This is a genomic window from Myxococcus sp. AB025B (assembly GCF_006518215.1).
GTDB lineage: Bacteria > Myxococcota > Myxococcia > Myxococcales > Myxococcaceae > Myxococcus > Myxococcus fulvus.
Genome location: NZ_SRLW01000317.1, coordinates 1 through 11,463 on the forward strand (window position 1 = coordinate 1; position 11,463 = coordinate 11,463).

Sequence of the window (11,463 nt, forward strand, 5' to 3'; positions counted from 1 at the left end):
CGCCGGCGCCGCAGCCGCCCCAGGCCCGTGGCCCAGCGGTGGAAGCGGTCCTGGAACATCATCCGCCACGTGGCGAGGAAGCGGCGCTCCAGCGCGTGCACCGCCGGCCCCTCGATTCGCAGCACGTCGTCGCGCCAGCCGCCGCCCTCCCCCGCAGGCGCCCAGTGCGCGGAGATGTTGACGCCCCCGGTGAAGGCCACCTCCCCGTCGACGATGAGGATCTTCCGGTGGTCCCGGCGCAGCAGGTGGCGCCAGCCGCGCGACAGGTTGAAGGGCTTGAAGGGGCGGATGTCCACGCCGCGCTGGCGCAGGGTGTCGAAGTACGACTTGCGGCTGCTCCACGAGCCCACCGCGTCGTAGAGCACCTTCACGTGCACGCCCCGCTCGGCCGCCTCCGCGAGCGCCTGGCCGAACAGCTCACCGACGGCGTCGGTGATGAACATGTACGTCTCCAGGCGGATGTAGCGCCGCGCCCGGCGGATGGCGTCCAGCATCGCCGGATACGCCTCCACGCCGTCGCGCAAGAGCTCGCACGCGTTGCCCCGAACCACCGAGTGGCCGCGCGGCAGGTAGTAGCGCGCCAGCAGGAGGCTGGAGACCCCAGGGCTCCAGACGGGCGCCTGCTCCGGCAGGGGGCCCTGGGAACAGCCGGCCTCGGGCGGCTCCTCGCCCGAGACACCCGTCCTCTCGCTCATGACCTCCAGGTCGCGCATGGCGACCTTACGGTGAGGACGGCCCCTCGCGCCGGCAACCCGACGGGCCTCGCGCACGGCCCCTCGGGGTGATGCACCGTCCTGCAGAGGACGGTGCATCCCGGCGAAAACCCGCGACGACTACAGGCCGTACTCGGCGCGCTTGTTCTCCGCGCGCGTGGCACACGGCTGGTCGTACTCGGGGAAGTACTGCTTCACGTGGTCCAGGGTGGCGGCGGCGGCCTTGTAGTTGCCCTGGTTGTAGTACTTCTCCACCTCCAGCAGCAGCTTGGCGCAGGTGCGGTCCAGCTCCTGCTGCGCGGTCTGCATGCGCTCGCGGGCCTCGTAGTAGAGGTCCGGCTTGGGCTCCGGGTGGGCCTCCAGCATCAGCCACGCCTCGCGGAAGCCCTTCCAGGCCTCGTAGCGGTTGCGCGCGCCGATGTCCGGCGTGTCGCTGTTCTTGCGGCCGCGCTTGTAGGACTCGCTGGCCTGGCGCACCAGCTCCTCGGGGAGCAGGTCCGGCAGCAGCGCGCGCTCCACCCACACGTTCCAGATGCGCCAGGGGTCCTCACCCGGCGGGTTCTTCGTGTTGTCGAAGACGATGCGGTTGGGCTCGCCCTTCTTCAGGTGCTGGGCGGGAATCATCAGCTCCAGGGAGCGGTCCTGGCTGGCCAGCGTGTCCGGGGGCACCTTGCCCACGTCCACGCCGTTGACGCTCACCATCACCTCGTCCTTGGAGATGCCCTGCGCCTGGTAGTGGAGGATGACCACCGCGCGGGTGGCGGCGGTGTACTCCCACTCGAAGATCTTCATGTCCGGGCGGTTCCACGTCACGTCCGGCCCCAGGCCGAACGAGTCGCGGATGGGCTGCCCGGTGAGCATGGCGGGCTCCTCGCCCACCGGTCCCGTGTCCACGCCGCTGAGCACCAGCCAGTACAGGAGGCCGAAGATGCCCAGCACCAGCGCCACGGCGCCGCCGATGATGCCGCCGCGCACCATGTTGGTGGCGTCCGCCCAGAACAGCTTCGCGCTGGCGACCAGGCCCGGCGACTCGCGGCGGATGCGGGCGCGCTCGGCGGCGGACAGGCCGCTGGCGGCGCCCGCGCTGGAGGTGGGCCTGGAGCGCACGGGCGCTGAAGCCCCCGTGCCGGGTCGGGCGCGCGCGGGGGCGGAGGACGCGGCGCGCTCGATGGCCGCGGGGGCCTCCGCCGACGCGGGCAGCGCGGCGCGCGCGCCACTCTGGCCGGCCGGACGCAGGGCCCGGAGGTTGTTGCGCGTGGCGCCCTGGCGCATCTCCGCCAGGGACTGCTCGTCGGCGCCCTCGGGGGCCAGGGCCACGCCCTTGTTGCGCTGACGCTTGAGCGCGTCCACGGACACGATGCGCGTGCTGTTCGCGCCGTCCTCGGCGCCGGCGGGTATCTCCTCCTCGCCGGTGGCGGCGTCGGCCGTCATCAGCGTGAAGACGAACGTCACCGGCCCCAGGGTCAGCTTGTCGCCGTCCTCCAGGGCCTGCGTCTGCACGGAGGTGCCATTGAGCAGGGTGCCATTGGCGCTGCCCTGGTCCTCGACGCTGTAGGCGTCACCGTCGAGGAACAGGCGGCAGTGGCGGCGGGAGACACCTGGGTCGTACAGCACGACGTCGCATTCGGACGTACGACCGATGAGCACGGAGTCCTGGTCGAAGACGAACTCCTTGCCGGCGTCTTTTCCCTCGGAGATCGTCAGCTGGAAAGGCATGGGGCTCTACAATCCTATCGAGGCTCGCGCCGCTCGGGCAACGGCGGCTCGCGCGGAGACGGGTTCCATCACCTCCGCCTCGCCCCCGAAGGACAGCACCCACTGCGTGAGCCAGCGCTCGCTGTCGCCGGCCACCAGGACCTCCACGCCCCCGTCAGCGAGCGGGCGGGCGTCCTGGCCGAAGCGCTCCTTCACGTAGGGCGCCGCCACGGGCGAGAAGCGCACGCGGACGGACGCCTCGGAGCGGCTCCGGGCGGGATTGGGGACATCCGCCCGGGCATCGGGCGGGGGGAGGAAGGGGGTGTCGGTGACGGCCAGGTCCTCCATCCGGTCCAGCCGGAACAGTCGGGCGTCCTGCCGGGTGTGGCAGAAGCCCTGCAGATACCACTGCCCCCGGTGGCTGAGCAGCTCGTACGGGCGCACCCTGCGGGGCTCGGCGGGGCGTCCGGGGCTGGCATATCCGAAGGTGACTTCTCGCCGCTCGAGAATCGCGCGGGTGAGCGGTCCCAGGGCCTGGGGCGCCTCGGCGGAGGCGTCGATCTTCCGGTACATCTCCCGGTAGCGCTCGCGCACCTGGGGCGGCAGCACGCGCTCCAGCTTCTGCAGGGCGCTCTGCAGCGCGTCCCCGGAGGCCGGCCGGAGCAGCTCCGCCGCGGCGGCCAGGGCCGCGGCCTCCCCCGCCGTCAGCCGGGGCGGCGCGAACAGGCGCTGGTCCAGGTCCACGTAGACGCGGTCGTTGTCCACGTAGATGTCGATGTAGTCGTCCGGGTTGAAGGGCGGCCGGCCCACGCACGTGAGCAGGTCCAGCTCCTCCAGCAGGTCCTCCCGGCTGACGTTGAGGGCGCGCGCGAGCGCCTCCACCGTGACGCCGGGGTTCTTGGACACGTAGGGGACGAGGAACAGCAGGCGGCGGAGCCGCTCGTGGACGTTGCTCATGCGCTCACCTTGTCTTCCTGCGCGTCCGCGTGGCGGTTGGCCACGCGCGCGGCCATCTCCCGCAGGCGGGCACAGGCGCTCTGGGGTCCCTCCACCACGCAGTCCGCCCCCAGCGACAGGCAGAAGCGCACCAGGCCATCCAGGAAGCTCACCTTGAGGTGGGCCCGGGTGATGCCCCCTTCGGCCACCTGCTCCAGCACGGCGCCGGGGAACAGGCCCGAGGCGCGCGAGGCCAGCGCGCCCGACAGCCGCAGCACCACCTCCTGCGGCTCGTGGAAGCGGTGCTGCCACGGGAAGTACGCCACGTGGTTGTCGAGCGAGAAGTCCTCCGGCACCTGGAAGTCCGGGGTGCGCGGGCGCGCGGTGTTCACCTTCAGCTCGCGCACGCGGTGGACATGGAAGGTGCGCAGGCCGCCGCGCAGCTGGCAGTGGCCCACCAGCGTCCACACGCCGCGCCGGAGCGCCAGGCCATACGGGTCCACGCGGCGCTGGGTGGCGTGGGGGTGCTTGGGGCTGGCGTAGGAAATCTCCACCCACTTGCGCGCGGCGCACGCGTCCCAGAGCTGCTCCAGGCGGGCGGAGATCTCCTTCTCCTGTCCCTCCTGCACCGCGCCCAGCTCCATGCGGACCCTGGGCGTGGGCAGCGACTGGCCGGCGAAGAAGCCAATCTTGCGCAGGGCGTGCGCCAGGTCATCGCGGCCGGGGAAGGCGCCGGACGTGAGCGCGGCGGAGCCGGCGGCGTAGAGCACGGCCAGCTCCTCCTTGGTGAGGTCCGCCTCCGGGAGGTAGTAGGCGTCGCGGTCGACGATGTAGCCGTCGCGGCGCTCGTCGTCTCCCTGGACGTAGGTGAGCGGGAAGCCCAGCTCCACCAGCTCCGCCTTGTCGCGCTCGAACTTGCGCTCGGCGGCGTCGTCCGAGCCTCCGTAATCAGCGGGGAAGTGCTCGCGCAGCTCGGCCCAGGAGATGGGCTCGCGCGCGTCGAGCAAGAGGGCCACGAGGTCGAGGATGCGTTCGGTGCGGTCCATTCGGGAAGGTCGGCGACGATGCCGGGCGGACCCCAGGGGGTCAAGGAAGGGGCACGTGACTGGAGGAAAACAACGGCCCGGCCCGCGCGCGTCCAGGCTGATAGCCACCCCGGACTGAACAGGCAAGCAGGTAATTAATTGTGTGATGGTTGCAACACAGGTGGGAAGGTTGAACCCGCCAAGGAGGGCTCGCACTATGGGCGCGACTTGGGATATTCCTGCGCCAGCTTCAGAAGGGACCTCTCCATGAACCGCACCTTCCGTGACGTGGTCGCCGGGCTGGCACTGCTGGTGGGGTTGTTCTGCGGGATGATGCCTGCCTCCGCTGAAGCCGAGCCCCTCTATTTCGCCGTGGAGGTCTGGCGCGACGGGCGGCTGGTGGCCCAGCCCAAGCTGCTCGGAGAGACGGGCCGCACGCTGCGCGCCGAGCGCCGTCGCCCGGGCGCCGCCACGGCGGACTACCGGCTGGTGCTGATGCCGCGCGCCGAGGGCGAGTCCTTCCTCCTCCAGCTGGACCTGCTGCTGCCGGAGGCCAAGGGCCACTCGGAGCTGGCGCTGCTCCACGGCCAGCAGCGCAAGCTGCAGCTCGGCCGCGTGCCGGGCGAGCTGGAAGTGTCGCTGCTCCTGATGAAGGTGGACTCGCCCGAGTTCCGAGCCCTCATGCAGCTGGGCACCGACGGCGGCAAGAGCGGCACCTCCTGCTCCATCTGATCCACGCCGGCTACAGCACCGCCAGGTCGTCGCGGTGCACGGCCTCATCCAGGTAGCGGTACCCCAGCACGGACTCGATGTCCGACGTGCGCCGTCCGGCGATGCGCCGCAGCTCGTCCGCGCCGTAGGACGCCAGCCCCCGCGCGAACACCTCGCCGGACGCGTCCGCCAGGTCCACCGGATCGCCCCGGTCGAAGTCGCCCGTCACCTGCTTCACGCCGCTGGGCAGCAGGCTGCGCTTGCCGTGGACGATGGCCTCGCGCGCGCCGGCATCCACGGTGAGTGTGCCCAGGGGGCGCAGCGCGTGGGCAATCCACGCGGCGCGGGAGCCCCGGCGCGCGCCGGTGGGCTCGAAGAGGGTGCCCACGGGCGCGCCCTCCAGCACGGCGCGCAGCCGGCCGGGCAAGGCGCCGGAGGTGATGACGCCCCGGATGCCCTGCTCGGCGGCGCTCGCGGCGGCGCGGACCTTGGTCGCCATGCCGCCGGTGCCCACGCCGCTGGAGGTGCCTCCCGCGAGCGCGAGCACGTCCGGAGTGACCTCCTCCACGGTGTCCAGCAGGCGCGCGCCCGCGTCGCGGCGGGGGTCCGCGGTGAACAGGCCCTCCACGTCGGAGAGCAGCACCAGGGCGTCGGCCTCCACCACGCCGGCCACCAGGCCCGCCAGCGTGTCGTTGTCGCCGAACTTCAGCTCGTCCACGGAGACGGTGTCGTTCTCGTTGATGACAGGCACCACGGACGCGGACAACAGGCGCTCCAGGGTGTGCTTCACGTTGAGGTAGCGCCGCCGGTCCCGCATGTCCTCGTGGGTGAGCAGCACCTGGGCCACCGCCTGTCCCTGGGCGCCGAAGACGTCCTCGTACGCCTGCATCAGCCGGCTCTGTCCCACCGCGGCGCACGCCTGCTTGCCCGGGATGTCGCGAGGGCGCGAGCCCAGGCCCAGCCGCTCCATGCCCAGGGCGATGGCGCCGCTGGACACCACCACCAGCTCGCGGCCCTGGGCCGCCCACAGCAGGTCCTCCCCCAGCGCCACGAAGTGCTCGCGGTTGAAGCGGCCGGTGGCGTGCGTGAGGGCGTTGGTGCCGATCTTCACCACCACGCGCTTCGCGGCGCGCAGGGCGTTACGTCCCGAGTGAGTCACGTCCGCGAGCGTAGGACGGAAAAGGAAACAGGGCGCAAGGGCCGTGTGTTCACTACGGTTCCGGCAACCCGGGCCGGAGGGGCGTGTCAGCCACATCGTTGGGGCGCCGTATAAAGTGCCGGGAAGGACGGGGTCAGCCGGCTTCCGTCAGGAGAGCAAGCGTTTGAAGGAAATCTACGGCAACACCCTGGGCCTCAAGGCGAACGAGCAACACCGGCTGCGGAACACCTTCCGCCGGCGCGTGTCGCCTCACGAAATCGTGTCGCCCGAGCTCGCCCGCCACCTCACCGAGCTGTCCCACGAGACGAACCGACAGGTGGGCGTGCTCATCAACCGCAAGGGAGAAATCGAGCACGTGGTGGTGGGCAATGCCCACAAGCTGGAGCTGCCGGACATCGGCCGCGCGCGTGCGGGCCAGGTGCGTCTGCGTGGCCTGCGGCTGGTGCACACGCACCTCAAGAGCGAGCCGCTCACCAAGGACGACCTGACGGACCTGGCGCTGTTGCGCCTGGACTGCGTGGCCGCGGTGGGCGTGGGACAGGAGGGGCTGCCGGGCGTGCTGCACTACGCCCACCTCGTGCCGGAGAACGGCACGGGTGAGTTCTGGCAGGTCACCACCCTGCCCTCCGTGCACCTGGAGCAGCCGGACCTCATCGACACGCTGGACGCGCTGGAGGAGGAGTTCAACCGCAAGGCGGCGGCGCGCGCGGTGAGTGGGCGGGAGAAGGCCATCCTCGTGGCGGTGTGCCTGGACGGCAACCGGGCGCAGGCGGAGGCGAGCCTCGCGGAGCTCAGGGAGCTGGCGCGCACCGCGGGCGTGGAGGTGGTGGACAGCGTGCTCCAGGTGAAGCGCGAGGCGGACCCTCGCTACCTCATCGGGCGGGGCAAGCTGGAGGACCTGAACCTGCGCTCGATGCAGTCCATGGTGGACCTGCTCATCTTCGACAAGGACCTCACCCCCTCGCAGGGGCGCCACATCGGCGAGGCCACCAGCCTCAAGGTCCTGGACCGCACCCAGCTCATCCTCGACATCTTCGCGCAGCGCGCGCAGAGCGCCGAGGGCAAGCTCCAGGTGGAGCTGGCGCAGCTGAAGTACCGGCTGCCCAGGCTGGTGCAGAGCGATGACTCGCTCAGCCGGCTCGCGGGCGGCATCGGTGGGCGCGGCCCCGGTGAGACGAAGCTCGAAATCGACCGACGTCGGGTGCGCGAGCGAATCACGCACCTGGAGAAGCGCATCGACACGATTGGCCGGGAGCGCAGCGTGCGGCGGGCGCAGCGAAACCGCCGCGAGCTGCCGGTCATCTCCATCGTCGGGTACACCAACGCGGGCAAGTCCACGCTGCTCAACGCGATCACCAACGCGCAGGTGCTGGCGGAGAACAAGCTGTTCGCCACGCTGGACCCGACGAGCCGCAGGCTGCGCTTCCCGCAGGAGCGCGAAGTCATCATCACCGACACGGTGGGCTTCATCCGGGACCTGCCCAAGGACCTGGTGGCGGCCTTCCGCGCGACGCTGGAGGAGCTGTACGACGCGAGCCTCCTGTTGCACGTGGTGGACGCGGGCGACCCGGCGCGCGACGACCAGGTGGAGGCGGTGGAGAAGATCCTGTCGTCGCTGGGGCTGATGGAGAAGCCCCGGTTGATGGTGTGGAACAAGGCGGACCTGCTCTCCGCGGAGGAGGTGGAGTCGCTGCTCCGCTCGCGGGGCGGGGTGGCCATCAGCGCCCAGACGCGCGACGGGCTGCAGACGCTCCTGGCGAAGGCGGACACCACGCTGTTCGCCGAAGGGGCGTCCGAGTCGATGGGCATCGTCTGACGCGGCGTGCGGGTTGCGAGGTGGCATGGCTCCCCCTAGAGTCGGGGGGCCGTGTCCATCTCCCTCGCGTCCACCTTGTCGTCGGTCCTGCTCGCCCAGGCGGTGCCGGACTACACCCGTCCGGTCTCCTCCATGTCTCCGAAGTACTTCGAGATTTTGGAGCAGAACAGCCACATCATCTACCCGCTGGTGGCGGTGCTGACGCTGGTGCTCATCGCCGCGGGCATCCTCCAGGCGTGGAGGACGCAGGACCTGGACGGCCTGCAGAAGAGCGAGTTCAAGAAGGCCATCGTCAACGAGCTGCGCAGCAACATCACCGGTCTGCCCGGTGACGTGCTGGCGAAGGCCGTGGGGCTGGACCGACTGAAGACCCACCGCCTGCTGGAGCAGATGCAGCAGGACGGCATGGTGGTGAGCCACACCAACTCGCAGCGCCTGACGGTCTGGCGCATCCGTGGCGCCGCCCCCGAGGCGAGCGCCCGGCGGTACTGAGGTCGCCTGTGAAAGAGGGGGGAGGCATGCAGTTCACGATTGTTGACTGCGACTACCCCAGCTCCGGCGAGCTGTTCCTCGACTTCAGCCTCTTCCTTGTCATCACCCTCGGGCCGTTGCTCGTGTGGTGGCTGCGTCGCGGCGCCAGGCGCTCCGGCTACGGACTGTCGTCGACTTCGACCAGGTAGCCCCGAAGGACCGAGGCCACTTGTCCCACGTCGGGGGCGCGCAGGATGGAGTAGTGGTCTCCCGCAATCGCGTGCACGGTGAGCGCGCCTGTCGCCACCTGCTCCCAGCCGTGAACTCGGTGCGTGCCCGTCGCTTCGATGGAGACGACGGGCCCTGAGTAGGGCCGAGGCACGTAGCGCCACGCGGCCAACAGGTTCACCTCGAAGACGCGGCGCAAGGCACTGAGTGACGGCGTGACGCCACTTCCCTGCTCGCGAGCGTGGGTCTCCAGGATGCGCAGCAGTGCCTCGGGTGTCTCGGCGCTCTGGGCCGCTTCGCCATGTCCCATCGCGCGTAGCAGGTCCAACTGGAACAGCTCGCCGAAGCGCTGCGCCTCGTCGTGCCCTGGCGCGGCGCCGTCTCCGTCGTACGGACGCACGAAGCCGTCGATGAGCGCGAGCACCTCCACCCGCTCTCCTCGCTGCTCGAGCTGCTGCGCCATCTCCCAGGCGATGCTGGCGCCCATCGACCAGCCTCCGAGCCGATAGGGCCCGTGCGGCTGCACGTCTCGCATCGCCGCGAGGTAGAGGCTCGCCATCTCGGGGATGCTCTCACACGGGGGCGCTTCACCATCGAGCCCGCGTGACTCGAGCCCGTGGAACGGCTGCTCCGGCCCCAAGTGCTTCGCGAGCTCCGCGTAGCTCAGCACCGTGCCGCCCACGGGATGCACACAGAAGAAGGGCCGACGTCCACGTCCCTCGGTCAGTCGCACCAGCGGCGTCCAGGACGACGACTCACGTCGCAGCACCGAGGCCACGTGCTCCACCGTCGCGCGCTGGAAGAGGGCGGCCACCGGCAAGCTCCTGCCTACCGCGCCGCGAATGCGCGCGAGCAGCCGGATGGCCATCAGCGAGTGACCACCCAGCGCGAAGAAGTCCTCCGTCACGCCCACGGGACGGACTCCCAGCACCTCTTCCCACACGCCCACCAGCGTGCGCTCCAGTGCGTCGCGAGGCTCCTGATGTCCCTCACGTGTCGCGCGCTGGAACGACCCCGGAGCGGGCAGCGCCTTGCGGTCCACCTTGCCCGTGGGAGCCAGCGGCAGCGCGTCCAGGCGCACGAGCACACTCGGCACCAGATACTCCGGCAACCGTGTTTCGAGGCGCCCGCGCAGCACCTCCACGTCACACGGCGCCTCGTGCACCACGTAGCCCACCAGTCGCTTCTCGCCGCCCTCTTCCTGCCTCGCCACCACCACCGCGTCCCTCACGCCCGGCAGCGCCTTCAGCGCCACCTCCACCTCGCCCAGTTCCACGCGGAAGCCACGCACCTTCACCTGTCCGTCCACGCGCCCCAGGAACTCCAGGTTCCCGTCGCCGAGCCACCGCGCCTTGTCGCCCGTGCGATACAGCCGCGCCCCCGGCACCTCGCTCAGCGTGTCCGGGATGAAGCGCTCCGCGGTCTGCTCCGCCCTGCCCCAGTAACCGTGCGCGAGGCTCGCGCCGCCGACGTACACCTCCCCCACCACGCCCACGGGGCTCGGCGCGCCCCGCTCGTCCAGCACGTACACCTTCACGTTGGAGATGGGCGCCCCGACGGGAGGCAGCGCGGGCCAGGTCGACGGCGGGCCTCGCGCCCTCCAGGCCGTGACGACGTGCGCCTCCGACGGGCCATACTGGTTCTCCAGCACGCAGCCCGGCAGTCGCTCGAAGAAGGACACCAGCGCGGGCGTCACCTGCAACTGCTCACCCGCCGTCACCACCTCGCGCAGGGGCGGCAGCTTCGCTTCATGCTGCGCCACCTCGCACAGCGCCTGGAGCGCCACGAAGGGCAGATACAAGCGCCCCACGCCATGCGCCACCATGCGCCCGAGCAGCGCCACCGGGTCCTTGCGCTCCGCCTCCCCCACCAGCAACACCGTGCCGCCCAGACACCACGTGCCGAACAGCTCCTGGAACGACACATCGAAGTTCAGCGACGCGAACTGCAGCGTCGTCGCCCCCGGGTCCACGGTGCGCGCGAGCAGCCACCGCAGCATGTTCCCCACCGCGCGATGGGACATGAGGATGCCCTTGGGACGCCCCGTGCTCCCCGACGTGTAGACGAAGTAACAGGGCGTCTCGGGAGACAGGGACAGCGCCGGTGCCTGCACGGGCCTCGTCCGGATTCGCGCGGCCTCATCCTCCAGGCGAACCCGCCTCGTCCCTGGATGCTCGGGCAGCGCGCGGCCGAGCGCTCCCTGCACCAGCACCACCGGCGCGCCCGTGTCCTCCAGCATCTGCGCCAGCCGCTGGGCCGGATAGCTCGGGTCCAGGGGAAGGAACGCCGCGCCCGCCTTCAGCGTGGCCAGCACCGCCACCGGCATCTCCAGGTCGCCGCGCTCCAGGCACAGGCCCACCGCGCTCCCTGGCGTCACCCCCAACGCGAGCAGGTGATGCGCGAGCTGGTTCGCGCGCCGCTCCAGCTCCACGTACGTCAGCGAGGCCACGCCATCCGTCACCGCCACGGCGTCAGGCGAGCGCGCCACCTGGGCCTCGATCCACGCGTGCATCAGCCCCGCGACCGCGTCCGGTGTCTCGCGCCCACTCCACTCGCGCAGCAGCTGCCGCCGCTCCGACTCCGCGAGCAGCGGCGCATCACCGACGCGCACGCTCGGGTCGGCCACCAGTCCCTCCAGCAGCGTCACGTAGTGCCCCGCCATCCTCCGCGCCGTCGCCGCGTCGAACAGCGCGGTGTTGTACTCCCAGA

The 11,463-nt window shown here is 71.0% G+C and carries 10 protein-coding genes; 4 read left to right on the top strand and 6 right to left on the bottom strand.

Features of this window, described 5'->3' with window-relative positions:
- From FL311_RS35590 to FL311_RS35605, 4 genes are all read right to left on the bottom strand, one after another.
- The coding region (locus FL311_RS35590; protein ID WP_228557303.1) for a phospholipase D-like domain-containing protein at positions 1 to 713 on the bottom strand (713 nt) is incomplete at its 3' end.
- A 120-nt stretch (positions 714 to 833) separates the two neighbouring features.
- A complete protein-coding gene (locus FL311_RS35595) occupies positions 834 to 2,429 on the bottom strand; it encodes an FHA domain-containing protein (RefSeq protein WP_141332139.1) in 1,596 nt (531 codons plus the stop codon).
- 6 nt (positions 2,430 to 2,435) lie between these two features.
- Positions 2,436 to 3,365: a YafY family protein gene (locus FL311_RS35600; RefSeq protein WP_141332140.1), complete on the bottom strand. Its 930-nt coding sequence runs from the start codon at positions 3,363 to 3,365 to the stop codon at positions 2,436 to 2,438.
- A complete protein-coding gene (locus tag FL311_RS35605; protein WP_141332141.1) occupies positions 3,362 to 4,390 on the bottom strand; it encodes a YafY family protein in 1,029 nt (342 codons plus the stop codon). Before FL311_RS35605 ends, FL311_RS35600 begins: the two co-directional genes overlap by 4 nt.
- A gap of 246 nt (positions 4,391 to 4,636) precedes the next feature.
- Between FL311_RS35605 and FL311_RS35610 the strand changes: the two genes are divergently transcribed.
- Entirely contained in the window at positions 4,637 to 5,101 is a 465-nt protein-coding gene (locus FL311_RS35610) for a hypothetical protein (protein ID WP_141332142.1), read from the top strand.
- A 10-nt stretch (positions 5,102 to 5,111) separates the two neighbouring features.
- Here FL311_RS35610 and proB read toward each other — a convergent pair whose 3' ends face one another.
- Entirely contained in the window at positions 5,112 to 6,239 is a 1,128-nt protein-coding gene (gene proB / locus FL311_RS35615) for a glutamate 5-kinase (protein WP_141332143.1), read from the bottom strand.
- Between the two features lie 163 nt (positions 6,240 to 6,402).
- Here proB and hflX point away from each other — a divergent pair, with 163 nt between their 5' ends.
- From hflX to FL311_RS35630, 3 genes are read left to right on the top strand one after another with little or no spacing between them, the layout of a single operon-like run.
- Positions 6,403 to 8,055: a GTPase HflX gene (hflX, locus tag FL311_RS35620; protein WP_141332144.1), complete on the top strand. Its 1,653-nt coding sequence runs from the start codon at positions 6,403 to 6,405 to the stop codon at positions 8,053 to 8,055.
- A gap of 51 nt (positions 8,056 to 8,106) precedes the next feature.
- Positions 8,107 to 8,547 carry a hypothetical protein gene (locus FL311_RS35625; RefSeq protein WP_046711455.1) on the top strand — a complete coding sequence of 147 codons (441 nt, stop codon included), beginning with the start codon at positions 8,107 to 8,109 and terminating at the stop codon, positions 8,545 to 8,547.
- 26 nt (positions 8,548 to 8,573) lie between these two features.
- Entirely contained in the window at positions 8,574 to 8,735 is a 162-nt protein-coding gene (locus FL311_RS35630; RefSeq protein ID WP_153882717.1) for a hypothetical protein, read from the top strand.
- On the opposite strand, the gene FL311_RS35635 is transcribed toward FL311_RS35630, so the two are convergent.
- Positions 8,705 to 11,463, bottom strand: a 2,759-nt coding sequence (locus FL311_RS35635) for a non-ribosomal peptide synthetase (protein ID WP_141332145.1), incomplete at its 5' end; no start/stop codon positions are given. The genes FL311_RS35630 and FL311_RS35635 overlap by 31 nt on opposite strands.

Excerpts from the sequence above, each read along its gene's own strand:
- FL311_RS35595 (WP_141332139.1), bottom strand. The coding sequence starts at position 2,429 with ATGCCTTTCCAGCTGACGATCTCCGAGGGAAAAGACGCCGGCAAGGAG.
- FL311_RS35605 (WP_141332141.1), bottom strand. The coding sequence starts at position 4,390 with ATGGACCGCACCGAACGCATCCTCGACCTCGTGGCCCTCTTGCTCGAC.
- FL311_RS35600 (WP_141332140.1), bottom strand. The coding sequence starts at position 3,365 with ATGAGCAACGTCCACGAGCGGCTCCGCCGCCTGCTGTTCCTCGTCCCC.
- FL311_RS35610 (WP_141332142.1), top strand. The coding sequence starts at position 4,637 with ATGAACCGCACCTTCCGTGACGTGGTCGCCGGGCTGGCACTGCTGGTG.
- FL311_RS35630 (WP_153882717.1), top strand. The coding sequence starts at position 8,574 with ATGCAGTTCACGATTGTTGACTGCGACTACCCCAGCTCCGGCGAGCTG.